The organism is Kitasatospora sp. NPDC092286, from assembly GCF_044755565.1.
In the GTDB taxonomy this organism is placed as follows: domain Bacteria; phylum Actinomycetota; class Actinomycetes; order Streptomycetales; family Streptomycetaceae; genus Kitasatospora.
Window position 1 is genome coordinate 129329 of record NZ_JBIVRD010000022.1, and the last position, 23643, is coordinate 152971.

23 protein-coding genes, 2 pseudogenes and 1 riboswitch are annotated in these 23643 nt (G+C 72.9%); of the genes and pseudogenes, 19 read left to right on the forward strand and 6 right to left on the reverse strand.

Annotated features, from left to right (window positions below):
* The first annotated feature begins 383 nt into the window (after positions 1 to 383).
* Positions 384 to 809 carry a spore-associated protein gene (locus ACIQIB_RS22890; RefSeq protein ID WP_400650077.1) on the forward strand — a complete coding sequence of 142 codons (426 nt, stop codon included), beginning with the start codon at positions 384 to 386 and terminating at the stop codon, positions 807 to 809.
* 165 nt (positions 810 to 974) lie between these two features.
* On the opposite strand, the gene ACIQIB_RS22895 is transcribed toward ACIQIB_RS22890, so the two are convergent.
* Entirely contained in the window at positions 975 to 1634 is a 660-nt protein-coding gene (locus tag ACIQIB_RS22895; RefSeq protein ID WP_400760149.1) for a hypothetical protein, read from the reverse strand.
* Positions 1635 to 1755: 121 nt separating this feature from the next.
* Here ACIQIB_RS22895 and ACIQIB_RS22900 point away from each other — a divergent pair, with 121 nt between their 5' ends.
* From ACIQIB_RS22900 to lanL, 9 genes are all read left to right on the forward strand, one after another.
* Positions 1756 to 2175 carry a hypothetical protein gene (locus tag ACIQIB_RS22900; RefSeq protein ID WP_400760151.1) on the forward strand — a complete coding sequence of 140 codons (420 nt, stop codon included), beginning with the start codon at positions 1756 to 1758 and terminating at the stop codon, positions 2173 to 2175.
* Positions 2176 to 2933: 758 nt separating this feature from the next.
* Complete coding sequence (locus tag ACIQIB_RS22905) at positions 2934 to 4409, forward strand: aldehyde dehydrogenase family protein (RefSeq protein WP_400760153.1); 1476 nt, start codon at positions 2934 to 2936, stop codon at positions 4407 to 4409.
* A gap of 74 nt (positions 4410 to 4483) precedes the next feature.
* Positions 4484 to 6058, forward strand: a complete 1575-nt coding sequence (locus tag ACIQIB_RS22910) for a GMC family oxidoreductase N-terminal domain-containing protein (RefSeq protein WP_363604359.1) — start codon at positions 4484 to 4486, stop codon at positions 6056 to 6058.
* A 70-nt stretch (positions 6059 to 6128) separates the two neighbouring features.
* Positions 6129 to 7343, forward strand: coding sequence for an LLM class flavin-dependent oxidoreductase (locus ACIQIB_RS22915; RefSeq protein WP_363604361.1), 1215 nt, complete (start codon positions 6129 to 6131; stop codon positions 7341 to 7343).
* Positions 7344 to 7355: 12 nt separating this feature from the next.
* On the forward strand, positions 7356 to 8498 hold the full coding sequence (locus tag ACIQIB_RS22920; RefSeq protein WP_363604362.1) for a substrate-binding domain-containing protein: 1143 nt from the start codon (positions 7356 to 7358) through the stop codon (positions 8496 to 8498).
* Positions 8495 to 10111 carry a sugar ABC transporter ATP-binding protein gene (locus tag ACIQIB_RS22925; RefSeq protein ID WP_400760155.1) on the forward strand — a complete coding sequence of 539 codons (1617 nt, stop codon included), beginning with the start codon at positions 8495 to 8497 and terminating at the stop codon, positions 10109 to 10111. Before ACIQIB_RS22920 ends, ACIQIB_RS22925 begins: the two co-directional genes overlap by 4 nt.
* Positions 10108 to 11139: an ABC transporter permease gene (locus tag ACIQIB_RS22930; protein WP_400760158.1), complete on the forward strand. Its 1032-nt coding sequence runs from the start codon at positions 10108 to 10110 to the stop codon at positions 11137 to 11139. The genes ACIQIB_RS22925 and ACIQIB_RS22930 overlap by 4 nt, the downstream gene beginning before the upstream one ends.
* 146 nt (positions 11140 to 11285) lie before the next feature.
* Complete coding sequence (locus ACIQIB_RS22935; protein ID WP_363604368.1) at positions 11286 to 11453, forward strand: SflA family class IV lanthipeptide; 168 nt, start codon at positions 11286 to 11288, stop codon at positions 11451 to 11453.
* Positions 11454 to 11581: 128 nt separating this feature from the next.
* Positions 11582 to 14200, forward strand: a complete 2619-nt coding sequence (gene lanL, locus ACIQIB_RS22940; RefSeq protein ID WP_400760160.1) for a class IV lanthionine synthetase LanL — start codon at positions 11582 to 11584, stop codon at positions 14198 to 14200.
* A 521-nt stretch (positions 14201 to 14721) separates the two neighbouring features.
* Here lanL and ACIQIB_RS22945 read toward each other — a convergent pair.
* Both ACIQIB_RS22945 and ACIQIB_RS22950 read right to left on the reverse strand, forming a co-directional pair.
* Complete coding sequence (locus tag ACIQIB_RS22945; protein ID WP_400760162.1) at positions 14722 to 15474, reverse strand: SDR family NAD(P)-dependent oxidoreductase; 753 nt, start codon at positions 15472 to 15474, stop codon at positions 14722 to 14724.
* 359 nt (positions 15475 to 15833) lie between these two features.
* Positions 15834 to 16088: pseudogene (locus ACIQIB_RS22950) on the reverse strand (YciI family protein); the annotation flags it as partial.
* Positions 16089 to 16175: 87 nt separating this feature from the next.
* Positions 16176 to 16261, forward strand: a riboswitch (ZMP/ZTP riboswitch).
* Between the two features lie 48 nt (positions 16262 to 16309).
* On the opposite strand from ACIQIB_RS22950, the gene ACIQIB_RS22955 reads away from it, so the two are divergent.
* Positions 16310 to 17143 carry a bifunctional 5,10-methylenetetrahydrofolate dehydrogenase/5,10-methenyltetrahydrofolate cyclohydrolase gene (locus ACIQIB_RS22955; RefSeq protein WP_400760165.1) on the forward strand — a complete coding sequence of 278 codons (834 nt, stop codon included), beginning with the start codon at positions 16310 to 16312 and terminating at the stop codon, positions 17141 to 17143.
* Between the two features lie 294 nt (positions 17144 to 17437).
* Here the strand turns inward: ACIQIB_RS22955 and ACIQIB_RS22960 are convergent, their stop codons facing one another.
* Both ACIQIB_RS22960 and ACIQIB_RS22965 read right to left on the reverse strand, forming a co-directional pair.
* Positions 17438 to 17848 (reverse strand): Imm10 family immunity protein, encoded by a 411-nt coding sequence (locus tag ACIQIB_RS22960; RefSeq protein ID WP_363604372.1) that lies wholly within the window; start codon positions 17846 to 17848, stop codon positions 17438 to 17440.
* 71 nt (positions 17849 to 17919) lie between these two features.
* Positions 17920 to 18396: a DUF1453 domain-containing protein gene (locus ACIQIB_RS22965; RefSeq protein ID WP_400760167.1), complete on the reverse strand. Its 477-nt coding sequence runs from the start codon at positions 18394 to 18396 to the stop codon at positions 17920 to 17922.
* A gap of 71 nt (positions 18397 to 18467) precedes the next feature.
* Here ACIQIB_RS22965 and ACIQIB_RS22970 point away from each other — a divergent pair, with 71 nt between their 5' ends.
* The gene (locus ACIQIB_RS22970; RefSeq protein ID WP_400760169.1) at positions 18468 to 19085 is read left to right on the forward strand and encodes a TetR/AcrR family transcriptional regulator; all 618 of its coding nucleotides are present in this window, start codon (positions 18468 to 18470) and stop codon (positions 19083 to 19085) included.
* A gap of 121 nt (positions 19086 to 19206) precedes the next feature.
* On the forward strand, positions 19207 to 20082 hold the full coding sequence (locus tag ACIQIB_RS22975) for an aminoglycoside phosphotransferase family protein (RefSeq protein ID WP_400760171.1): 876 nt from the start codon (positions 19207 to 19209) through the stop codon (positions 20080 to 20082).
* 268 nt (positions 20083 to 20350) lie between these two features.
* Here ACIQIB_RS22975 and ACIQIB_RS22980 read toward each other — a convergent pair whose 3' ends face one another.
* Complete coding sequence (locus ACIQIB_RS22980) at positions 20351 to 20821, reverse strand: ATP-binding protein (protein WP_400760174.1); 471 nt, start codon at positions 20819 to 20821, stop codon at positions 20351 to 20353.
* A gap of 129 nt (positions 20822 to 20950) precedes the next feature.
* On the opposite strand from ACIQIB_RS22980, the gene ACIQIB_RS22985 reads away from it, so the two are divergent.
* The 6 genes and pseudogenes from ACIQIB_RS22985 to ACIQIB_RS23010 form a co-directional block, all read left to right on the forward strand.
* Positions 20951 to 21841, forward strand: coding sequence for a helix-turn-helix transcriptional regulator (locus tag ACIQIB_RS22985; RefSeq protein ID WP_363604377.1), 891 nt, complete (start codon positions 20951 to 20953; stop codon positions 21839 to 21841).
* Positions 21838 to 22026: a DUF397 domain-containing protein gene (locus ACIQIB_RS22990; protein ID WP_400760176.1), complete on the forward strand. Its 189-nt coding sequence runs from the start codon at positions 21838 to 21840 to the stop codon at positions 22024 to 22026. Before ACIQIB_RS22985 ends, ACIQIB_RS22990 begins: the two co-directional genes overlap by 4 nt.
* 85 nt (positions 22027 to 22111) lie before the next feature.
* Positions 22112 to 22354 (forward strand): DUF397 domain-containing protein, encoded by a 243-nt coding sequence (locus ACIQIB_RS22995; RefSeq protein WP_363604379.1) that lies wholly within the window; start codon positions 22112 to 22114, stop codon positions 22352 to 22354.
* Between the two features lie 86 nt (positions 22355 to 22440).
* Positions 22441 to 22629: a DUF397 domain-containing protein gene (locus tag ACIQIB_RS23000; RefSeq protein ID WP_363604381.1), complete on the forward strand. Its 189-nt coding sequence runs from the start codon at positions 22441 to 22443 to the stop codon at positions 22627 to 22629.
* Positions 22630 to 22977: 348 nt separating this feature from the next.
* Positions 22978 to 23241, forward strand: a complete 264-nt coding sequence (locus tag ACIQIB_RS23005; RefSeq protein ID WP_363604383.1) for a hypothetical protein — start codon at positions 22978 to 22980, stop codon at positions 23239 to 23241.
* A pseudogene (locus ACIQIB_RS23010) lies at positions 23213 to 23548 on the forward strand (DUF6879 family protein); the annotation flags it as partial. The gene ACIQIB_RS23005 and the pseudogene ACIQIB_RS23010, both read left to right, overlap by 29 nt.
* Positions 23549 to 23643: the final 95 nt, after the last annotated feature.

Genomic DNA, 23643 nt, shown 5'->3' on the forward strand with positions numbered 1-23643 from the left:
TCCGCGGGCATGGCTGCCGATGGTCCGGTCGACGACAAAGCGGGAAATGTCGTCGTCGGCGGCGACCTGCCCGGCGAGGCCGCGGGCGAGCAGTCGGTCGAGGACCGGACGCCCGAGGGCGCCGGAGGCGGCGGTGGCGACGATCACGGCGCCACCCGCGACGCCCGGGCGGCGGTTGGTCAACCCGATTTCTCCTCCGCGGCTTCGCTGTCGCTCGCCGCGCGCCCTTTCGCATTCGTACAAGACGCAGGGTTCGACGGTGGGCCAGTCTCGCTCAGGGGGCGGTCGTATCGGGCGCCGGCCCGGCCGACGTCGTGCCGCGGGCCCGGACCACCCCGTCCGAAGAGCGTCGCGAACAGCAGGAGCGACAAGAGGAGACAGTCATGTTCTTCCGAACGTCAGCCCGGGTAGCAGCTCTTGTCGCCACCGCCGGTACGGCTCTGGTCGCGGTGCCCGCGACCGCCGGCGCCGCGACCACCGGCTACACCCCGCAGTCGGCCTGTGGTTCCAGCTACGAGACGAAGGACTCCTTCGATCTGCCGGGCGGTACTTCGACGGTGTACCTGACCTACAGCAGGTCGACCGGGCAGAACTGCGTCGCCACCATCAAGAACACCAGGATCGGCACTCCGACGCTGACCGGCGCCTACCTGACCTTCGGGGACGGTAGCGGCAGGCAGGAGGACGCCAGGAACTTCAGCTACTACGCCACGGCCTACATCTACGCGCCCGGGCAGTGCATCTACTACGGAGGCGAGGACTACAACTCCGGTGGCTGGTGGGGCAAGGGGCCGGGCTGGTGCGGCTGAGGCGGACCGGGCCCGGTCCGCCCCGACCTCGGGTTGACCCGCGCCGGACGCACTGAGGCCGGTCGGCGCTGATCCGCCGCCCCTGGCACGACACAACTGCCCGTCGGCCGGTACCGGCCGACGGGCAGTTGCGGTGCGTCGTCGGTCAGGAGAGGTCTCTCGGCATCACTGCGCGGTGCCGTCCGGGTCTTGCCGCAGCTGCTCGACGAGCCGGTCGATCGTCGCCTGCGCCTCGCTCAGGGGCGCGCCGGTGGCATTGCGCCAGGTCCGGATCGCCTCGACGCGGTCGCCCGCGAGCGCGTGGGCGGCGGCGAGCCGGGCGTGGAGGGGGTGGCCCGGGAGCCGGGCGGGGACGGGGCGGCCGCGTGGTTCGCCGGCCCGGCCGCTGGGGTCGTGCTCGTCGAGTACGGCGTGCAGACCGTGGAGCGGTGTCCGGTCGGCCGGTCCTGCGGTGCGGACCGCCACCAGTTCCCAGTCGTAGTCCGTACCGCCGGGCTGGTCGTCCTCCGCTCCGAGGCCCAGCAGGCCGGGGTCGTCGATCAGTTGGCAGACGTTGTAGAGCAGGTCGTGCTGCATGGCCCGTACCACGTCGGTGAGATCGTCCGGGTCCACGCCGCACGCGAGGATCCGGTGCAGGGCGGCCGGGACCGGGTGCTCGGGGGCACCCTCGGACGGCCGGTTCCTGAGCCAGGCCTCGATCCACGAGGGCTGCCCGCCGGTGCGGCCGTCCTCGTCGACGACCAGGCTCCACAGGGCGTTGGCGAAGGCCTCGTGCGGACGGGCCGGCGGGCCCTCGGGGCCGGGATCCTCGTACCGGGTCGTCATCCGCCCACACTCCCACAGGGGACGCCGGGCGAACCAGCCGCCGCGGCTTGCCCGGGGGACGGACCGGGTGGCAGTGTCCGTTCCGGCCGGATGCCCGGCGGAACGGACGAATGAGGGAGACATGGTGGAGGCGGACCCCCGGACCGTGGCGGCCGCACCGGCTGGGGTCGCGCGAGCCCGGGCCGGGATCGCGCAGGGCCTTCCGGCGCCGCTGGTGGCGCTGTGGGAGGTGACGGACGGCCTGCTCACCGACGCCGGTACGGCCGTGTACGCGGCCGGCTGCATCGGTGAACGCAACACCACCTACGAAGTCGCGCAGTACGCCCCGGGGTTCGTCCTCGTCGGGGACGACAGCGGCGGCCGCGGGTTTCTGCTGCGTGCCGACGATCCCGGCTCGCCGGTGTTCTCCTCGGACCTGGGCGATCTGGACCCGGCGGACTTCGAGGTCGAGGCACCGGACTTCGCGTCCTGGCTCGAGGTGGTCTGCCCCGGTCTGGCCCCCGGTCCGCTCCCCGGTCCGCTCCCCGGTCTGGTCCCCTGACGAACGGCACCCGTACCCGCCGCACCCCGGCCGCACCACCGCAGTCCCTCGCGGCCGCCGCGGTCTGTGGGGAACGGCCCCGCGGCGGCCGGTCGGACCTCGCCGGGGCGCCGGGCGCCGGGCGGGTCCGGGAGGAGGAGCCGGACCCGCCCGGGACCCTGCTGCGCCCCGCCGCAGCACCGTCCAACCCGCCGTCGGGCATCCAAACCCGGCAGCCCGCGCGGGCCGCCGTGAGCGCTTCCGATGGATCGTCGGGTACGTGCGTCGGTTCACGCATGCGGTCCCTCTCCCTCGCTCGACGGCCGGTCCGAATGCGTACCCGCGGTGGATCCGGCTCCCCGGCCCGTCCGGCCGCGCCGGGGGCGGGCGAGACGGTCTGTGCCACCTGTCGCGGAACCGGCCCCACCGGGACGCCGTCCGCGCCAGTGTTGCGGTGGTGCGAACGGGCGTTGCGGCGGGATCACGTATCCGCCAACAGGCCGATCCCATCATGTGGAAACCTTGATTCGGCCCCTCCGATCGTGGAAACCTCCTGTCGCCAGCACGCGCCGAGCCGAAGGGAGCAGCCAGATGACGACGCCTCAGCTGCTCACTCGAGCCGCGTCCTGTTGTCGGCGCTGACGCCTTCGGCGCCCTCCCTCCGTCCCCGGCCGGCCAGGCCGGTTGCCGTGTGGTGAGAACGGGCGCCGTCCGACGCGCTCCCGTCCGCCGTCGCCCCGGCGTGACCGCACGCCCACCGACATCCCTTTCCTCCTGATTTGCGAGCAAAGATGGCCCCGCAGCTCACCCCCGTCGTCCGCACGTTCCTCGACAGCCGCCCCGGCTTCCTGCTCGGTGAGGAGACCGGTGTCCGGGCCGCCTCCGGAGCGGTGCTCCCGGTGCTCGACCCCTCGTACGGCACACCGTTGGCGGAGGTCCCGGCGGCCGGGCCGGAGGACGTCGACCGGGCCGTCCGGCTGGCCGGGGCCGCCTTCGCCGACGGCCGCTGGCGGGCCAGGCCGCACCCCGAGCGGGCCGCCGTACTGCACCGGATCGCGGACCTGCTCCAGGCCAACGCGGAGCACTTCGGGCAGCTGGAGTCGCTGGACGCGGGCATCCCGTACGCGACGGCCCGGCACCTCGCGCACGGCGCTGCCGAAACGTTCCGGCACTACGCGGGCTGGACCGGCCGCCTCTACGGCGACGTCAACCCGACCGCGCCCGACGTGCACTCGTACACGCTGCGCCAGCCCGTCGGCGTGGTCGCGGCGATCGTGCCGTGGAACATGCCGCTGCTGATGGCCGCCTTCAAGCTGGCCCCCGCGCTGGCGGCGGGCAACAGCGTCGTCCTCAAGCCCGCCGAGCAGACCCCGCTGAGCGCCCTGCTGCTGGCCCGGCTGGCGCTGGAGGCGGGCCTGCCGCCCGGCGTGCTCGCGGTGCTCACGGGGGACGGCACGGCCGGTGCGGCGCTGGTCGACCACCCGGGGGCGGACCTCGTCGCCTTCACCGGCTCCACCGAAACCGGCCGGGCGATCCAGCGCGCCGCCGCCACGGGCGTGAAGCGGGTGCTGCTCGAACTGGGCGGCAAGAGCCCCAACATCGTCTTCCCCGACGCGGACCTGGACGCCGCCGTCGCCGCCGCCGGAGCGACCGCCTGGCAGCACTCCGGCCAGATCTGCTTCGCCGGCACCCGGCTGCTCGTCCACCGCTCGGTCCACGACGAGGTGGTGGAGCGCGTCCGCGCGGACGCCGCGAAGCTCACCGTCGGCCCGGCGTTCGACGAGGGCACCGACCTCGGGCCGCTGATCTCCGCCGCCCAGCTGCGCCGGGTCTCCGGCTACCTCGACCTGGCCCGCGAGGCCGGCCTCGACCCCGCCGGCCGGGTGCTCGACCGGCCCGGCCACTACGTCACCCCGACCGTGCTCACCGGGGTCGACCCGCACTCCCGGCTCGCCCAGGAGGAGATCTTCGGGCCGGTGCTCTCGGTGTTCGCCTTCGACACCGACGAGGAGGCGCTGCGCCTGGCCAACGGCACCGCGTACGGGCTGGCGGCCGGCGTCTGGACCAGGGACCTGAGCCGGGCCCACGCCTTCGCCCGGGACCTGCGCGCGGGCACCGTCTGGGTCAACACCTATGGCCTGCACGACTTCTCGGCCCCCTCGGGCGGCGCGGGCCAGTCCGGGCTGGGCCGCGAGCACGGGCGCGAGTGGATCCACGCGTACACCGAGCCGAAGGCCGTCCACGTCCAGCTCTGAGCACCGGGGCAGGCCCGTGCCCGCGCTACCCCACCAGCCCCGCAAGCCCCCCACGAGGCAAGGAATTCATCACCATGGCAGAGTCGGCCGACTATGTGATCGTCGGCGGCGGCACCTCCGGCCCGGTGCTCGCCGCCAGGCTGGCCGAGGACCCGTCCGTCAGCGTGCTGCTGCTGGAGGCCGGCGGGCCGCTGACCCAGCGCGAGAGCCTGGCCCCCGCGCTCTGGCCGTACACCCTGGGCGGCGCCCTCGACTGGGGCTACGCCACCGTGCCGCAGCCCGGCCTGGACGGGCGCCGGGTGCCCTGGCCGCGCGGCCGGGTGCTCGGCGGCTCCTCCGCCCTCAACCTCGGCGGCTGGATCCGGGGCAACCGGGCCGACTACGACGCCTGGGCCGCGTACGGAGGCCCCGGCTGGTCCTGGGACACCCTGCTGCCGCTCTACCGCCGCGCGGAGGACAGCGGACGCGGGCCGGCGCCCTGGCGCGGCACCGGCGGACCGGTCCGGCTCCAGGAGGCGGGCCCGGCCGGCCCGTTGTACGAGGCCGTGCAGGCCGCCGTCGAGCAGGCGGGCTACGGCGGGAGGACCGACGTCAACGGGCCGGACCAGTTCGGCAGCGACACCCAGGAAATGATCTTCGTCGACGGGGTCCGGATCACGCCCGCCGCCGGCTACCTGGCCGATGCCGCCGCCGGGCACCGCCCCAACCTGACCGTCCGCACCGGAGTGCACGTCACCCGCGTCCTGTTCGAGGGCGATCGGGCGACCGGCGTGGCGCTCCAGGGCCCCGACGGGCCGGCCGAGATCCGGGCCCGCCGCGAGGTCGTCCTGGCGGCGGGCGCGATCGGCAGCCCGCAGCTGCTGCTGCTCTCCGGTCTCGGCCCCGCCGACGACCTGGCCGCCCTCGGCATCCCCGTCCGCGCCGACCTGCCCGGCGTCGGCGGCAACCTGCACGACCACCTGCGGGTGCCCTTCGTCGGCCTCGCCGCGCCGGGCGCCCCCGGGCCCGCCCCGGCCGTACCCACCGAGGAGAACCTGCGGCTCTGGGAGGACGGGCGGCGCGGCCCGCTGCGCGACCTCGCGGGCGGGGGAGTGGCCTTCCTGCGCACCGACCCCGCGCTCACCGCCCCGGACGTCGAACTGCTGCTCGGCACCGGACCGCAGCCCGGCCACGACCCCGCCCGCACCGGCTACCTGCTCGCCCCGGTCGTCCTCCAGCCGCGCAGCCGGGGCCGGTTGCGGCTCGCCTCCGCCGACCCGGGGGACGCACCGCTGCTCGACCCGGGCTACCTCGGCGACCCGGCCGACCTGAACACCCTGGTCGCCGGGTTGCGCGCGGCCCTGCGGGTCGCCGCCCAGCCGGCGCTGCGCCCCTGGACGGCCGAGCAGACGCTGCCCGCCGACGCCACCGACGAGCGGCTCGCCGCCCACGTCCGGGCCACCGCCGACACCGTGTTCCACCCCGTCGGCACCGCCCGGATCGGCCGGGACGACGACCCGGACGCCGTGGTCGACCACGCCCTGCGGGTGCGCGGCGTCCAGGGCCTGCGGGTGGCCGACGCCTCGGTGATCCCGGTGATCACCCGGGGCCACACCATGGCGCCCGCCGTCCTCGTCGCCGAACGCGCCGCCGACCTGATCCGGCGCTGACCCCGTTACCGACCCCGACCCCGGCCCCGGCCCGACGCCGGTCCCGTCCCCGATCCCTGGGAGCCCCCGCATGACCCCCGCCCCCGACGCCCCCGACGCCCGCGTCCGCCTGCTCTGGTACCTGACCAGCCCCGACGGCCCGCTGCCCTGGGAGGAGAGCGGCCGCTGGCCCACCGGCTTCGGCCACCTGCGCGAGCTGGCCCGCACCATCGACCGGCTCGGCTACTACGGCGCCCTGCTCGGCACCGGCCGCGACGACGGCCTGACCGTCACCGCCGCCCTGCTCGGCGACACCGAGCGGCTGCGCTTCCTGCCCGCCGTCTACCCCGGCCTGCACTCCCCGGCCAAGCTCGCCCAGATCGCCGACACCCTCCAGCGTTTCTCCGGCGGCCGGCTCCTCTTCAACGTCGTCAACGGGCAGGACGCCACCCTGGCCGGGTACGGCGTCCACTACGAGCACGACGAGCGCTACGACTTCAGCGCCGAGTACTGGGACGCCTACCGCCGGGTCCACCGGGGCGAGCACCAGGCGTACGAGGGCCGCTACGTCCGGCTCGCCGCGCGGCCCGACGACGAGGGACCGCTCTCGCCCTGGCCCAACGACCCGGTGCCGGTGCCGCTCTGGGGCGCGGGCACCTCGCCCGCCGGAGTCGCCCACTCCGTCGGGCTGCTGGACACCTACCTCAGCTTCGCCGACACCCCCGCCCGGCTCGGCGAGAAGTTCCGCCGGGTCGGCGCCGAGGCAGCCAGGCTCGGCCGCACCCTCAACTACGGCACCCGGTTCCAGATCATCGTCCGGGAGACCGAGGACGAGGCCTGGGCCGCCGCCGAGGACCTGCTCCACCGCACCGGCCACCGCACCGCCGTGGACCTCGCCGGGTGGAACCTGCGCGGCCGGTCCCTCGACGACTTCCGCACCGAGGACCCGGCCGTCGAGCGCCGGCTCGCCGCGCTGCGCGCCGGGCGGCTGCCGGAGGTCCGCGACCTGGAGGTCCACCCCAACGTCTGGACCGGGCCCAGCCTCTTCGGCTTCGACGTGGTCTCCCCGGCCTCCGGCACCTACCTGGTCGGCAGCGCGGAGAACGTCGCCGCCCGGATCCGCGAGTACCGCGCGGCGGGCGTCGAGTCGTTCATCCTCTCCGGCTTCCCGCTGATCGAGGAGGCCCACCGGGTCGCCGACCTGCTCTTCCCGCTGCTCGACCTGGACCACGCCGACCCCGCCGACCACGCCGACCCTGCTGCTCCCGCCGCGACGCCCGCCGCCGCACCCGCCCTTCACGCCTGAGGACCCGCCACCATGCCCAGCCACCGCGTACTCACCGCCGCCGCGCTCGCCGCCGCCACCGCCCTGGCCGCCACCGCCTGCGCCCGGCCCGACCACGGCCCCGCCGCCGGAGCCGGCTCCGCCCCGCCGGGCGCCGTCAAGAACCAGGCCGCCGTGGACGCCGCCAAGGCGTTCCTGGCGCCCTACCTCACCCGGACCGCCACCTGGAACGGCCCGGCCGACTCGCCGCCGGTCGCCCCCGGCAAGACCATCGTCTACCTCAACCGCTGGACCTTCTCCGAGACCAACACCTACGTGGTGGAGACGGCCAGGAAGATCGCCGACTCGCTCGGCTGGAAGTTCGTCGCCGTCGACGTCAGCAAGGACTTCAACGCGGGCGTCACCCAGGCCCTCCAGCTCAAGCCGGACGGTCTGATCTCCATGGTCACCGAGGGCGACGCCGACAGCGCCGCACTCGCCCAGATCGCCGCCGCCAAGGTCCCGCACATCGACTTCACCCTCGGCACCACCGACTACAACCTCAGCAACCCCGGCATCAGCCACATCATCGACTACCACTACTACGACCAGGGCCGGATCACCGCCGCCCAGGCCGTCGTCACCACCGGTGGCGACGCCCGGCTCGGCCTCTTCCGGACCGCCCCCAACTCCTCCAACCGCCAGGAGATCCAGGGCATCAAGGACTGGTTCGCGCAGAACGGCGGCGGCGCCGTCGCCGCCGACCAGCAGATCCCGGACGGGCTCCACGGCACCCCCCAACTCGGCCAGGCCGCCGTCGCGTTCGTCCAGGGCCACCCCGAACTCAACGTCCTCTGGCACGAGTACGACGGCATCGCGATCAGCGCGGTGCCCGCCATCCGCGCCGCCGGGCTGGCCGCCAAGGTGCCGCAGATCTCCAACGAGGGCGATGCGCCCACCCTCAACTTCATCCGCACCGGCGCCGGCCAGATCGCCGACGTCGCGCCCTCGTACGGCTGGGCCACCTACGCGGCCTTCGACGACCTCAACCGGATCTTCAACAACGTCGAACCGCCCAAGGACGACGGCGTCCCGCTGCGCCTGCTCACCAAGGACAACCTGCCGCCCGAGGGCGAGCGCTTCGACGGCGGCTACGACTACGCGGGCCACTACCGCAAGTTGTGGGGTGTGAAGTGAGCCGGGCCCCGAGCGCCGCCCCGAGCGCCGCGCCAAGTGATGCCCCGACCGCCCCGGCCGGGGCCGGGAGCGCCGCCGCGCTGGAGGTCCGCGGGCTGAGCAAGTCCTTCGGCGCCAACCGGGTGCTGCGCGACCTCACCTTCGCGCTGCGCCCCGGCGCCGTCACCGCGCTGCTCGGCGAGAACGGCTCCGGCAAGTCCACCCTGGTGAAGGTCCTGGCGGGCGTCCACGCCCCGGACGGCGGCGAACTGGCCGTCCACGGCGAGCCCTTGGCCCTGCCCCTCACCCCCGACCGGGCCCGCGCCGCCGGGCTGCGCTTCCTCCACCAGGACCTCGGCCTGGTCGAGGAGTTGACCGTCGCCGACAACCTGGCGCTCACCCTGCGCGAGCGCCGCCCGGCGCTCGCGCCCGTCAACCGGCGGGCCGAGGCGGCCCGCGCCGCCGAACTCCTGGACGCCTTCGCGGTGGCCGCGCCCGCCGGAGCCCATGTGGCCGACCTGCCCGCCTCGCAGCGCGGCATGCTGGCCGTCGCCCGGGTCTTCGGCGACGTGGGCGCGACGCCCGTCGTCTTCCTGGACGAGCCGACCGCCGCCCTCGCCGCGGACGACGTGGCCCGGCTGTACACGGCCGTCCGGCGGATCGCCGAGCGCGGCGCGAGCGTGGTGCTGATCTCGCACCGGCTGGAGGAGGTGCTGGAGGTCGCCGACCAGATCCTCGTCCTGCGCGACGGGCGCCTGGTGGCCGACCGGCCCAATCAGGGCCTGACCGTCGCCCGGCTGGTGGAGGACATGACGGGCCGCCCGCCGGCCCCCGTCGACACCGCCGCGCCGTCCCCGGCCGCGGGGGAGCCGGTGCTGGCCGTCCGGGGCCTGCGCGGTGCCCGGCTGCACGGCGTCGACCTGGAGCTCCACCCCGGCGAGGTGCTCGGCGTCACCGGCCTGGTCGGCTGTGGGCGCAGCGAACTCGCCCGGATCGTCGGGGGCTCCCAGCGCCCCGCCGGCGGCGCGGTCGAGGTCGACGGGCGACCCCGGACCTTCCGCTCGGCCGCCGACGCGATCGCCGCCGGGATCGTCAGCGTGCCGCAGAACCGCCACCTCCAGGGCGTGATCCTCGACCTCACCGTCCGGGAGAACCTCACCCTCGGCGACCTGCGCCCGGTCAGCGGGCGCTGGGCCGTCAGCGGCGCCCGGGAGCGCGCCGAGGCGCGGCGGCTGATCGAGGAGTTCGACATCCGCCCCGGCGACCCCGAGGCCGACGTCCGCTCGCTCAGCGGCGGCAACCAGCAGAAGGTCGCGCTCGCCCGCGCCGTCCGGCTCGCGCCCCGCGTCCTGGTCCTCGACGAGCCGAGCCAGGGCATCGACATCGGCGCCCGGGAGGGCATCGCCCGGGTCGTGCGGCGGCTCAGCGAGGACGGCGTCGCCGTGCTGCTCGCCACCTCCGACCTGGACGAGCTGATGGACCTCGCCGACCGGGTCGTCGTCCTGGACCGGGGCCGGGTCACCGCCACCGTCCCGATGGCCGGCACCGGGCGCGCCGAGCTCTTCCACGCCATCACCGCCTCGGCCGGTGCTCCCGCCGCCGGCTCCGCAGCCCAGAAAGGCACCGCCGCATGAGCGCGCAGGCCGCTGCCCCGTCCGCCCCGTCTACTTCGTCCGCCCCTTCTGCCCCTTCCGGCCCGTCCGCCCCGTCCGTCCGGTCCAGGACCGCCCTGCGGCTGGCGGCCCAGTGGTCGCTGGCCGGGCTGCTGCTCGCCTTCGTGGTCTTCTTCTCGATCGCCCGGCACGGCCAGTTCGACACCGGCACCAACGTCCGGGCGATCCTCTACGCCCAGTCCGTCACCGTGGTCGTCGGCATCTCGGCGATGATCTCGGCGACCGTCGGCGAGATCGACATCTCGATCGGCGCCGTGATGACCATGAGCGGCGTCCTCACCGCCTGGGCGTACGGCCAGGGCTGGTCCACCCTCCCGGCGGTCGGCCTCGGCCTCGCCTCCGGCCTGGCCGCCGGGGCGCTCAACGCGCTGCTGATCGTGCGCGGGCGGATCAACTCCTTCATCGCCACCCTGGCCGTGACCACGCTGCTCACCGGCTTCGCCCAGCTGGTCACGGGCGGGCTGACGCTCTACAAGTCCATCCCGAACGGCTTCAACGACGCGGTGGCCTCCACCGTCGCGGGCATCCCGCTGATGGTGCTGTACGCCGCCGCGATCGCCGGTCTGCTCGGCTATCTGATCTCCCGCACCCCGTTCGGCCGGCGGATGCGCGCCAGCGGGACGGGCCGGGAGGCCGCCGAACTGGTCGGCATCCGGACCTCGCGGTATGTCACGGCCGGGCTGATGACCGGCGCGTTCGTCGCCGCGGTGGCCGGGGTGCTGAACACCGCCCGCCTCCAGTCGGCCGGCCCCGACGGCGGCTCGGCGGTGATGCTGGGCTCGATCGCCGCCGTCTTCCTCGGCGCGGTGGTCTCCCCGCGCGGCCATCTCAACGTCGGCGGCACCGTCCTGGCGGTCCTGACGCTGGGCATCGGTATCTCGGGGCTGACGATGATGGGCGCGCCCTCCTGGGTGCCGGACGTCTTCAACGGCCTCGCCCTGATCGCCGCCCTGCTGATCTCCCGGGCGGGCCGCCGCACAACGAGGTGACCGCACGGACCGCGCGGGCCCTGCTTGGAAATTCACTGCCGTGAGGCGCCAACGTCGCGTTGTCACATCTCTATTGCGCACCCATGGGGATGGCTAGCATGGGCGCTCCGCAAGGGATCAGCCAAGGTGAATGGGAGGAACCACCCATGAGTGCACTGGTACTGGACATCCGCGACGCCGGCCTGCTGGACATCGACGACGAGGTGATCGCGTTCGAGGACGAGTTCGACGCGGACCTCGCTCCGGCGGCGTGTCTCGCCGACCCGTTCGTCACCTACGTTCCGACACGGTTCGACTGTGCGGTGAACTCCTGACCTTCGCCGCGCACATGGCCACCGGGGACACCGGGGCCACCGGGTGACCGCCGCGCGGGCGACCGTGCGGCGGTCACCCGCGCGGTGTGCGGAGCGCGCCGGGCCGGACCGGGGGGAGTGGAGGACGAGTGCCGTCAACAGCACCGGCGGGCGCACAGCCGGACCCGGGTACGGCCGAGGCCCTGCGGGAACGGATCGCGGCCCTGGTGGCGTCCGAGCCCGGCGTGCGGCGTCAACTGCATTGCGATGACGACTGGTTGTACCTGCACGACCCGGACATGCCGGTGCTCGCCCACGGCTGGAAGCTGCATGTCTCGGCCCGCCCCGACCAGTTCCCCCGGCTGCTCGACCTGGTGCTCCCGGTCCTGCTCCGCCGCACCTGCGACGCCAAGTTCGCCGCCGGCGTCGCCGTGCTGCGCGAGCTGAACTCCGGGCTGCGCGCCGCGGCCGCCGTCGGCAAGGCGGTCACGGTGTACCCGCCCGAGGGTGAAGTGTTCTCGATCGGAACGGAGTTGGCGAACGCGCTGGCCGGCTGGGACGGGCCGAGGGTGGTCAGCGACCGGCAGGTGCGGGCGGACGCTCCGGTCTACTACCGCTACGGCCTGTTCCGGGTCGCCGCCGGCGACTCGGCGCTCACCATGGCCGGCCCGGACGGGCGGACGTTTCCCGGCCTGGCCGAGGCCAGGTACCGCCAACCACCGTGGGTGAGCGACCCGTTCGCCCCGTACCCCGCCGCTCGGCCGGCGACCACCCGGGTCGGCGACGGCCGCTACCGGATCACCGCCGGGATCACCCGCTCGCCGAACGGCCATGTGTACCGCGCGGTCGAGGCCGCCACCGGGCGGGAGCTGGTGGTCAAGCAGGCGCGGGCCTTCGTGGCCGAGGACGCCGCCGGCATCGACGCGCGTGGCCGCCTCCGGCACGAGCGCCGGGTGCTGGCCGCGCTGGCGGGTGTGCCCGGGGTGCCGCAACTGGTCGACTACTTCCGGCACGGCGCGGACGAGTACCTGGTGAGCAGCGGCTGCGGGCCGCGCGACCTGCGCCGGGACGTGCTCGAATCCGGTCCGTACGACGCTTCCACCGGCGGCGGGGACGGCCGCGGGCGTGACTGGTGGTCGCTGGCGCGCGGCCTGGTGCGGGTGCTGGACGCGGTGCACGCGCACGGCGTGGTGATGTGCGACCTGAAGCCCGCGAACGTCGTGCCGGACGCGTCGGGCGGGTGTTCGCTGGTGGACTTCGGGGTCAGCGCCCTCGACGGCGAGCGCCCCGGCGGGGCGACCCCGGGCTACGGGCTGCCCGGCGCGCTGGACGCCCAACCCGCCGACGACTACTACGCGTTGGGGGCGACGCTGCACTACGCGCTCACCGGTCTCGACCCGGTCGTGATCGACCCGGACCACGCGACCAACCGCGACCGCACCCTGGCCTGCCTCACCGGCGTGCTCTCCGATCCCCACCATCCGGCGGCCGCACTGGTGGTGGGCCTGCTGAGCTTCGACGCGGAGGAGCGCACGGCCGCCGCGGCGGCGCTGCGGGGCGGCGGGAGGCTGCCCGTCCGCGCCTCGGTCCGCCCGCCCCGCGTCACCGCCGGGCTGCTCGGCGACCTCGTCGACCACACGGTCACCGACTGCGTGCGGATGGCCCGCGAGCTGGTCGCCGCCGACCCCCGGGGCGGGGAGCCGCGCGTCCTGCTCTCGTTCTACGACGGCGGCGCCGGCCTCGGCCTCGAACTGCTGCAGCACGCCGAGCGCCCGGACGCCCGCGCCGCCGCCGCCTCGCTGGCGCGCTGGACGGCCGCCCACCCCGCACTCGGCCGCCTCAACCCCGCTCTCTACGAAGGCCGGACGGGCGTCGACCTCTTTCTCGCCCACGCGGCCGATCTGCTGGGTACCGCTCCGCCGGCCTTCGTGGAATGGCACCCGGCCGACGGCTGCCCGACGGACCAGACCGCCGGAGCGGCCGGCATCGGCACCGGCCGGCTGCTGCTGGCCGAACGGGCGCGCGCGGCCGGCCGCGCCGGGGAGGCGGAGCGGCACCTCGCGGTGGCGGCGGCGTGCGCCCACCGTCTGGTCACCGGCCCTCCCGCCGGGCCCCGGGAGACGCCCAACCCCGGCACCGCGGCACTCGCCGAGGGCTTCGCACACGGCCGGGCCGGCCTCGCCCACTTCCTCCTCGCCCTGCCCGATGCCCTGCCCGATGCCCTGTCCGATGCCCCGTCCGGCGCCCTGCCTGACGCCGGGCCCGAGGCCGCCGCGCGCCGCATCGTCGACGCCCTCGCCGACGACATCCCGCGCCTCGTCGAAGCCGCCGCCCACCCCGGGGCCACCCGCCGCTACGGCTCCTGGTGCCGGGGCCTGGCCGGCATCGGCACGGTGCTCGTCCAGGCGGGCCGCCACTACGGCGAGGACGGGTACGTCACCCTGGCCACCGAAGCGGCGGCCGCCTGCCGCGCGCTCGCCCCGAGGATGGGCCTGGTCGTCCAGTGCTGCGGCCTCGCGGGCGTCGGGGAACTCCTGATCGACCTGGCCCTGACCACCGGGGACGAACAGCACTGGCACGCCGCCGAGGAGATCGCCGGCTTGATCCTGACCCGCGGCGGCGGCCCGGTGGGCTCTCCGGTCTTCCCCGGCGGCAACCCCGCCACCGAGTCCGCAGCCTGGGCCGTCGGCACCGCCGGGGTGCTCTCCTTCCTGCGCCGCCTGCACCGCCGCGGCGGCCCGAGGCTCGGCATGCTGCTCCAGAGCTGATCCGCGACCACGGCGGCAAGACCGTCGCGGTTGCCCAGGTCAGCGCCGCGTGGCTCGGAGTGGGAAGTCGGCGGGTCCGACTTCCTGGTCCGCCGGCCGACCGCCCCGAGCCGGCCTCGGCCGTGGCCTGAACGAGCAGCGAGGAACGCGGCGCTGCTGCGAAGCGCATCCGGCTGCCGCAGCGGGCACGGGGTGAGCAGACAGCCGGGCGCGCCGATGACCACCGGCTCGGACGGTTGTAGCCGACCCGCTCGGCCTTGCTGGGCTTGTGGCTGAAGCGGGCCTGCGGATCGTGCGGGGAGACGAGCTCCACCGATGACCACGGGGCCGGGGCCGGGGGCAGGGTTCCCGTCGGCAGCTGCTGCGGACGGTGAGTGCGAGGGACTGTGGCGCCTGCTCAGCCGGTGCCGAGAACGGCCGGTACCTGTCCGTCAACGATGGGGCCGGTGACGCGGTGTCCTGCCGGACGCCTCCGAGCCGGTGTCGTACGGCCGGGGAGCCGCCCGGCAGGCCGGAGGGAGTCAGACGGCCGTGCGGCCGCCGTCCACGGGCAGTACGGCGCCGTGGACGAAGCTCGCCGCGTCGCTGGCCAGGTAGGCGATCGCTTCGGCGATCTCCTCCGGTTCGGCCGGTCGGCCGGCCGGGGCCTGGGAGGCCAGCGCGCCGAGCTCCTCGCCCATGCCGGCCGTGCCCTCGGTGCGCACCGGCCCGGGGCGGACGGCGTTGACCCGCACCCCGCGCGGGCCGTACTCCGCGGCCCACGCCTTGGTCAGCAGTTCGACGGCCGCCTTGCTCGACCCGTACAGGGCCATGCCCGCGGCCCCGTACGCGGCGACCATGGTGCTCACATTGACGATCGCACCGTGGCCCCGTTCGGCCATCGCCGGCGCGAGTTCCGCCACCAGGTGGAACGGCGCCTTCACATTCAGCGCGTAGACGGTGTCGACCTCGCTCTCCGCCGCCTTCTCGGTGGGCCCGAACGGGTAGACGCCCGCGTTGTTCACCAGGATGTCGGCCCGGCCGCCGCCCAGGTCCACGACTTGCCGGGCCAGTTGCCGCACCAGCCGCGCCTCGCGCAGATCGGCGGCGACGAAGTCGGCGCTGCCGCCGCCGGCGCGGATGGCGGCGACCACGGACTCGCCGCGGGAGCCGTCGCGGCCGGCGACCAGTACATGCGCTCCCCGCTGCGCCAGCAGCGCCGCGGTGGCGGCACCGATGCCGCTGGTCGCGCCGGTCACCAGGGCCACGCGCCCGGTCAGATCAAACGAACCCATGAGGTTGTCCTCCGTGTCGGAAAGGGTGAGCTGACATACGGGGAAGCGCTCCTTCCCCGAGGGATTCCGTTCTCGTCATCGGCGATTCCCGGGGCCCGCTTGACCAACGACCACAGCGTGCGGCGGCCGAACAGCCCACCCCGGTTGAGGTTCCCGTCCGGGGAACGGATCGTGGGAGCGTCCCGGTCCGTCGTGCCGCGCGGCCCCGAGCAGGCGCGCGGCAGCCGAGCAGCCGTGCGCCACCCGAGCAGGGGCGAGCACGAGCACCCGAGGGGAACCCATGGCGTCCAGCAGACGCAGCCGCCTCCGCGCCGCCGCGGCGTTCACCGCGGCGGTCCTGGTGGCCGGCTGCTCCTCCTCTCGTCGAAGGCGAACGCGCGGGCGGCGGCGGAATCCGGCAGGTCGACGATGTGCACGCTGCCGGTGGGCGTGCCGCCGTCGCTGGAAAGGGTCGGGCCGCGGGCGATCATCTCCGTCGCGTACCGGTCCATGTAGGCCCAGTGCTCTTCCAGCAGTTCCTCGCGCAGCCCCTCGGAGCCGGGCCGATCGCGGTGGTGGACGAGGAACTCCGTGCCCGTAGGCTCTCTTGAACGAGGTAACCAGGTCGAGCGGATTTCATGGCGACGGCCGCTCGGCAGCCTCAACCGTTGACGGTCCTGCTCGTGACGACCTCGAACGCCGGGCCCTGTCCGCTAAAGTGAGGGCCGGGCCGTGACTGGCGCTGAGGTGGAGTACCACCGGGGAGCGGCCTGGCACTCTGTCGATGCCGTGCGCCTGGGCGACTCACCGTGAGGCTCAGGAGTGGCACGTGGCTTGGACAGAGACAGCTCGCCTGATGGACGGCACCGGTCTTGCCCGCCGCATCATCGAGAGCAGCACCGCGGCTGCCGCAGACCTCCGCCGACGCACCGGGACCGCCCCGTGCCTGGCTACCGTGTTGGTCGGAGAAGATCCGGCTTCGGTGACCTACGTCCGAATGAAGCGAGCCCGGTGCGAGAAGTCGGGCATCACGTCACGGCACGTGGCCCTGCCCGCCTCGATCAGCACCAGCGGCCTGATCGAAGCCGTCACCGACCTCTCCCAGGACGCCGGCGTGCACGGCATCCTGCTGCAACACCCCGTGGGTGCACACATCGACGAACGCGCCGCCTTCGAAGCGATCGCTCCGGACAAGGACGTCGACGGGGTGACCATGCATTCCTTCGCGGCGATGGGCTTCGGCCTTCCGGGCTTCGTGTCCTGCACCCCCGGAGGAATCATGCGTCTGCTGGAGGAGTACGACGTGGACCTCGCCGGGAAGCACGCGGTCGTGGTAGGACGCAGCGCGATCCTGGGCAAGCCCGCAGGCATGCTCCTGTTGGGACGCGATGCCACGGTGACGTACTGTCACTCGCGTACCACCAATCTGTCCGCGATCGTTCGGGAGGCCGACATCCTGCTCGCCGCGGTTGGACGGCCGCGTTTCATTACCGGCGCGGACATCAAGCCCGGTGCGGTGGTGATTGATGCGGGATACAACCCGGGCAACGTCGGGGACGTGGACTTCGAGACCGCCAGGAACCGGGCAAGTCTGATCACCCCCGTCCCCGGAGGTGTCGGCCCCATGACCATCGCCGTGCTCCTTGCCCAGACGCTGGAGGCGGCGTCACGTCAGCTCGGGACGAGTTGACGTGGGCTCTCGTGGGCCGGGCCGTCGCCCACGAGAGCCCTGGCTCACCGACACACCCCGGGCCCGCACCCGCACCAGCCGCCTCGAAGTGCTTCGCCCCGCCTGACCAGAGACGGGGCGAAACGACAGAGTTCGAATTCCACCAGCATCGTGCCGGGGCCCGATGCGCGGCCGCGGCATCGTCCCCGGTTACCGGGGCGGGTGGTGTAGTCGTTCTCGCCGTTCCACTCGTTTTCGACCCGCAGAGCGACCGGCTTCGGTAAGGGCGGACGGGGGCGAGGGTGGGTATGGCCGTCAGACGACGACGCGCGTGGGCAGGGCGTCGGCCCGTCCGTAGGCCAGGACCTCCGGGAGGACCTCGCGGAACCGGGCGAGGTCCTCGGCCGGCGCCTCGATGGTGGCCTCGATCTCGGGGTCGTCCAGCCCCAGGGCGGCCAGGTCCGAGGGGTCCAGGCTCACCCGGAGGACGTTCCCGGTCAGCACGACTTCGCGCACACATCCGTACGCGGTCCCCTGATCGGCCGTGACCAGGCAGTGGGTGTCGAATCCCAGGGCGATGTCCTGCTCGTCCGGCTCTTCTTCGCCGGACATGAACAGCAGGATGAAGCCGCTGCCGTCCGCGTGCTCGGCGAGGCCGGCCTCGGCGAAGTAGCTGTCGGGGTCCGTATCCGCAGCGGCGGCCCGGGCGGTGAACCGATAGGTCATGGCACGGTTCTATCAGGGGCGCTCATCGAGGTCGGGCGGAGGGTTGGACGGGTACGGGGCATGGCAACGGGTCAGCGGGGGCGCGCCGGGGCGAAGGGGATGCCGGAGGTCAGGCCGCGGTGGCCGATCATCAGGGACTCGCCGAGGAAGCTCACCCCGATGGAGAGCTGGACGGGGCGTGCGTTCTCGTGCATGCCCAGCTTCGCCGCCAGGGCGCCGAAGCCGGCCGTGACCGCCAGGGTGCCGATCACGGCGAGGAAGGTCCGGCCGGTGTAGCGCTGCCACAGGACGCCTTCCCTTTCGAGGAGTTGGACGGTGGCCCCGCGGAGTGCGCCGAGTACCGCACCGAGGGCGCTGCCGGTGATGACCCAGATGAGGTCGGTGCCGGTCAGGTCCTTCGCCTTGGTCAGGGACAGGATGCCGATCCCGGTCAGGATCACCGGGGCCGCGAAGAGGTCCCTCGCGTTGACCGGTTCGCCGGTCAGCCGTTTGATCACGACCGCGGTCACGACCACCGCGACGATCGCGGTGAGCAGCCAGGGGTTCACGCACGTACCACCCATCTTTATGGCAGGGCCGAGCTAAAAAGATGTTAGCCCGACCGTGCTATAACGGCAATGTGCCCAAGATCGTCGATCCCGTCGCCCGCCGCAGATCAGTGGCGCAGGCCGTCCTGTCCGTGGCCGCCCGGCACGGGCTGGAACACGCGTCGCTGCGCAACGTCGCCGACGAAGCCGGACTCGCCATCGGCTCGGTCCGCCACTACTTCGCCGACCACGAGGAGTTGATGACCTTCACGATGCGCGAGCTCGGTCAGCGCATCGGCGACCGCGTCCGCGCGCACGCCGAGCGGCTTCTCGCCCCCGACGGCGCCACCGACCGGCGGGCCGTGACGGAGGAACTCCTGGCCGAGTTCCTTCCCCTGGACGAGGTCCGCCGCCAGGAGGTCGCACTCTGGCTCGCCTTCACCGCCGCGGCACACACCCGCCCCGAACTCCGGCCCTGTGCGGCCGAGATGCAGGACGGCATGCACGCCCTGCTGTCCCGTGTGCTGTACGAAGCCCGGCGCGCCGGCGGGCTGCCGGGCGGCCTGGACATCGAACTGGAGAGCACGCGACTGGCCGCCCTCCTCGACGGACTCACGATGCAGGCGACGCTACGACCGGACCGTTACCCGCCGGAGCTGCTCCAGCGGGTAGTGCGGCGGCACTTGGACGCACTCAAAGCGGGCGGCTGACCTCCGGGCGGTGAGCTCGGCACGCCCGGTCCAGGGGATGGGTGGCACGGCCAGGGCCGCTTCGGGCCGCTGCGCGAAAAATCGTGCGGGCATCGTCCGGAGGATCACGCAGACTGGCACCGTGACTGACATCAGCGTCGAGCTCGTACGCACTCTGGTCTCCGAACAGTTCCCCGAGTGGGGTGACCTTCCGGTCCGGCCGGTGGTCCGTCAGGGCTGGGACAACCGGACCTTCAGGCTCGGCGAGCAGCTGGCCGTGCGCCTGCCCAGCGCCGAGGGCTACGTGGCCGGCGTCGAGAAGGAGGACCGCTGGCTGCCCGTCCTGGCGGAGCACCTGTCGATACCCGTACCGGTACCGGTCGCGACCGGTCGCCCGGCGGCGGGCTATCCGTTTCCGTGGTCGGTGCGGCGCTGGTTGCCGGGAGAGACGGTCGAGGCCGCCACGGGCCTTGACCGGATGCGGCTGGCGCGCGACCTCGGGGCGTTTCTGACCGCCCTCCGGAACGTCCCCGCAGAGCAGGGCCCGGCCGGCGGCGGTCACTCCTGTGGCCGGGGCTGCCACCCCGGCGTCTACGGCGACCAGGTCGAGTGCGCGCTCGACCGGCTCAAGGATGTCGTCGATGTCGCGGCGTGCCAGGCCATTTGGGCGAGCGCGCTGGAATCGGCCTGGCCGTTCCCGCCGGCCTGGTTCCATGGTGACGTCGCCGTCGGCAACCTGCTCACCACCGACGGAAAGCTGTCCGCGGTCATCGACTTCGGCACCTGCGGCGTCGGCGATCCCGCCTGCGACCTCGTCATGGCGTGGACGTTCTTCGTCGGTGACGAGCGGAGAGCATTCCGGGAGGCCGTCGACCTCCCCGACGACACCTGGCGACGGGCGCGGGGGTGGGCGCTGTGGAAGGCGCTGGTGACCATGGCCGGACTGTCCAGCCCCGACCCCGAGGGCGCCCAGAGCCGGATTCTCGTCCAGGTGATCGAGGACCCGTTCATCGACTGATCAGGGGCCGGCCCGGCCGAGCTCGGTGTATCTGGGGGGAGAGGAATGGGAAGTCGGTGGGGCCGACTTCCCGGTCCGGTTTCAGGGGTTGGGAGTTGGGGGTGGGGCTGGGCTTGGGGTTGGAGGGACGGTGGTGAGGGTCTGGATGCGGGGGACGGGGTCGGGGAGTCGGTGGGGAGCGGCCGGGTAGACCCAGGCCGTGAGAGCGAGGAGGAGGGTCAGCGGGAGAAGGGTGAAGGCGCCGACGGCGCTGGGCGTGAGGGGGCGCTCAGGCGGCATGGGGGGCGTGGGCGGGGAGGTCGAGCTCGGCCCAGACCGTCTTCGCGTTCGGCAGGCGGGGGATGGTGCCCCAGCGGTCGGCGAGCGCGTCGACCAGGGTCAGGCCACGCCCGGTCTGGGAGTTGGCGGTGCAGGTCGTCGGGATGACGGGGAGGCGGTCGCCCCGGCAGTCGGACACCTCGATCCGGAGGACGGTGCCGCCCTTGGGGGTGGTGGTGAGGGTGAGGGAGAGTTCGAACCTCCGCCCCGGGAGCCGCCCGTGGGTGCACGCGTTGGCCGCGAACTCCGCGATGATCAGGAGCGCGGCGTGGAACGGCTCGGTGGCGGTGGCATCCAGGCGCCAGGAGGTGAGCTGGTGTCTGGCGATGCGTCGGCAGACCGCAGCGCCCTTGGGGGAGGCGGGGAGTTGGGTGGTGTGGGTGCGTGGAGTCGCGATGTCGAGGGGAATTTCGGACTTCATGAGACAAAGCCTGCCGGGTTGGAAGTACCCTGACCATGCCGCAGGTGAGTACGGTACGTGCTTGTGCGAGTGCGCACGGTTGCTTGTCTTGCTTGGCGGGCGTGACCTGAATCGGACGCAAGGTACGGGGTGATCGCAGTGGGCGGAGTGCGTGGTGGCGGCGAGAGCGGCGAGGCGCGGCCGGAGTTGACGGAGGACCTCGGGGAGGTTTCGGACTTCTACCGGGCGATCGGCAAGCAGATCAAACTGCTCCGGGAGCAGGCCGGCCTGACGCAGAAGCAGCTGGCCGACCACGTCGGCTACGGCGAAGCCCTGATCGGCTCGGTGGAGCGCGGGAGACGAACCCCTCAGCCGGAGTTGCTGGACTCGGCGGACAAACTCCTCGATGCGAGAGGCCTGTTGAGCAGCGTGAAGGACGACGTCCTCCGCGCCAAGGCCAAGGCGCGGGTGCGGCACCCCGCGTGGTTCCGGGACTATGCGGGGCTGGAGGCGGAGGCCATCGAGATCCACGACTTCAGCACGCTGCTGATCCCGGGCCTTCTCCAGACCGAAGCTCATGCTCGGGCGCTGTACGAGATGCGGCAGCCGCTGCTGTCGGAAGAAGTGATCGAGATGCGGGTCGCCGCTCGGATGGCCCGGCAGGAGATCCTCACGCGATGGCCCCGGGCGATGTTCAGTTGGGTGATCGACGAGAGCGTGCTCCAGAGGCCTCTGGGTGGGTGGGGCGTGCACGCGGGCCAGCTCCGCCGACTGCTCGAGGTCGGACAGACACGTGGCATGGTGATCCAGGTCTTGCCCCTGGACAGGACCGAGCACGCGGGCATGGGCGGCTCGTTCAAGCTCTTCACCCCCAAGGGCCGGTCGCAGACCGGCTACATCGAGGTTCAGACGAGCAGTAGGCTGATCACCGATCAGGACGAAGTCCGTATCATGAACGCACGGTACGGCACCCTCAGGGCGCAGGCCCACACTCCGCAGGAGTCCCTGGCCTTGATCGAGAAGATGCTGGGAGAACGATGAGCATGAAGCTGGCATGGTTCAAGAGCAGCTACAGCAGCAACGAGGGCGGCGACTGCGTCGAGGTTGCCGAGGCGCCCGGTACCGTTCATGTGCGTGATTCGAAGGACAAGAGCGGTCCGCAGCTGGCGTTCGAGCCGGCCGCGTGGAAGGCGTTCGTGGAGTTCGCCGCCGCTGCCTCGATCTGAGGCTCCCCAACGGCTCGCCGCTGGTCAGCGGCGGGCCGTTGGCGTACCGTCGAGCCGTCCGCGTTGTCCCAGGGATGGGGGAGCAGTGAGCACGGAACTGGCGTGGTTCAAGAGCAGCTACAGCGGCAACGACGGTGGCGCCTGCGTCGAGGTCGCGTGGCGCAAGAGCAGCTACAGCAGCAACGACGGTGGCGAGTGCGTTGAGGTCGCCGAGGTGCCCGGTACCGTTCATGTGCGTGATTCGAAGGACAAGAGCGGTCCGCAGCTGGCGTTCGAGCCGGCCGCGTGGAAGGCGTTCGTGGAGTTCGCCGCCGCTGCCTCGATCTGAGGCTCCCCAACGGCCCGTCGCTGGTCAGCGGCGGGCCGTTGGCGTACCGTCGAGCCGTCCGCGTTGTCCCAGGGATGGGGGGAGCAGTGAGTACGGAACTGGCATGGTTCAAGAGCAGCTATAGCGGTAACGAAGGCGGCACCTGCGTCGAGGTTGCCGAGGTGCCCGGTACCGTCCATGTGCGTGATTCGAAGGACAAGAGCGGTCCGCAGCTGGCGTTCGCCCCGGCGGCCTGGCGGGCGTTCGTGGAGTTCGCCGCCACCGTCGAAGTCTGAGCGGCTTCCGTCAGTGGCCCGTCGCTGGTCAGCGGCGGGCCACTGACGTACCGTCGATGGGCCGTGTCGTCCCGGTATGGGGGAGCCATGAGCGCAGATCTGGTGTGGTTGCCTCTGGCCGGCGGAAACGTCCTTGACACGCCGCAGAGTTGACGGTCTTCCTTCCTGGTGCATCCTGCCTGTTTCGGGTTGTTCGGGACCGCTGTTGGTCACCCGTTGGTCACGTGACTATCGGGCACCGTGGCCCCCAACTTCGCCGATGTCCTGACGGGCGGTGCATGTGCGCGCCACGATGGGTCACGCGCAGCCATGCAAGATCACGCAAGCAAAGTGACAGGAGGGGTGGCAATGCCAGTACGGCTCGTAGGTATCGATCCGGACACGGGGAAGTCGGGAAGCCCTACCGCCTGGGTCGATGAGGACGAGCGAGAGATCTTGCTCCAGGGGTGGGACCCCAGTACCAAGAAGCTGGCGGAGATCCATGCCGCCGGCCACGGGCCCGACCACGACAACACGATCCCCGACGACGAGTCGGTGATCAGGATTCCGTTCCGGATGATTCCGGTCTTGAGGAAGGCTTGCGATGACGCAGAGCGCTCCCAACTTCGATGAGCTGCTGAAGGCTGCCCGGGTCTCTGCCGTGCACCTTGAGATGCGCGACGCCTACGGCGTTGAGGACGAGGCGGAAGACTTCGCCAACTGGCTGTCCTCTGGCCAGAGGGACGTTGATCCGGAAGGCGAGTACTGGAAGCCCTGGGCCGAGGCGATCTCCGAGAAGGTCAGCCAGGGAGTGACGGTCAGGCGTGCCCGGATCATCTCGGAGCCGGTCACCGACTACATCAAGTACGAGCATGCCGGGACTGTCGTGAACCTCTCGGCCGGCGAGCAGGTCCGTTGGCTGCCGCGCCGTCTGGCGTCACTAGCCGTTGCTCTATCGATCCTGGTGGGCGTGAGTTCGAGTCTGCCGACTCGGTCGGGTGATCTTCTGGTCGGCCGGGCATGAAAGTGGGGCCT

Bases quoted from the DNA above. Each gene is read 5' to 3' on its own strand.
- ACIQIB_RS22890 (WP_400650077.1), top strand. From the start codon at position 384: ATGTTCTTCCGAACGTCAGCCCGGGTAGCAGCTCTTGTCGCCACCGCC.
- ACIQIB_RS22895 (WP_400760149.1), bottom strand. From the start codon at position 1,634: ATGACGACCCGGTACGAGGATCCCGGCCCCGAGGGCCCGCCGGCCCGT.
- ACIQIB_RS22900 (WP_400760151.1), top strand. From the start codon at position 1,756: ATGGTGGAGGCGGACCCCCGGACCGTGGCGGCCGCACCGGCTGGGGTC.
- ACIQIB_RS22910 (WP_363604359.1), top strand. From the start codon at position 4,484: ATGGCAGAGTCGGCCGACTATGTGATCGTCGGCGGCGGCACCTCCGGC.
- ACIQIB_RS22915 (WP_363604361.1), top strand. From the start codon at position 6,129: ATGACCCCCGCCCCCGACGCCCCCGACGCCCGCGTCCGCCTGCTCTGG.
- ACIQIB_RS22920 (WP_363604362.1), top strand. From the start codon at position 7,356: ATGCCCAGCCACCGCGTACTCACCGCCGCCGCGCTCGCCGCCGCCACC.
- ACIQIB_RS22930 (WP_400760158.1), top strand. From the start codon at position 10,108: ATGAGCGCGCAGGCCGCTGCCCCGTCCGCCCCGTCTACTTCGTCCGCC.
- ACIQIB_RS22935 (WP_363604368.1), top strand. From the start codon at position 11,286: ATGAGTGCACTGGTACTGGACATCCGCGACGCCGGCCTGCTGGACATC.
- ACIQIB_RS22945 (WP_400760162.1), bottom strand. From the start codon at position 15,474: ATGGGTTCGTTTGATCTGACCGGGCGCGTGGCCCTGGTGACCGGCGCG.
- ACIQIB_RS22955 (WP_400760165.1), top strand. From the start codon at position 16,310: ATGGACGGCACCGGTCTTGCCCGCCGCATCATCGAGAGCAGCACCGCG.
- ACIQIB_RS22960 (WP_363604372.1), bottom strand. From the start codon at position 17,848: ATGACCTATCGGTTCACCGCCCGGGCCGCCGCTGCGGATACGGACCCC.
- ACIQIB_RS22980 (WP_400760174.1), bottom strand. From the start codon at position 20,821: ATGAAGTCCGAAATTCCCCTCGACATCGCGACTCCACGCACCCACACC.
- ACIQIB_RS22990 (WP_400760176.1), top strand. From the start codon at position 21,838: ATGAGCATGAAGCTGGCATGGTTCAAGAGCAGCTACAGCAGCAACGAG.
- ACIQIB_RS23005 (WP_363604383.1), top strand. From the start codon at position 22,978: ATGCCAGTACGGCTCGTAGGTATCGATCCGGACACGGGGAAGTCGGGA.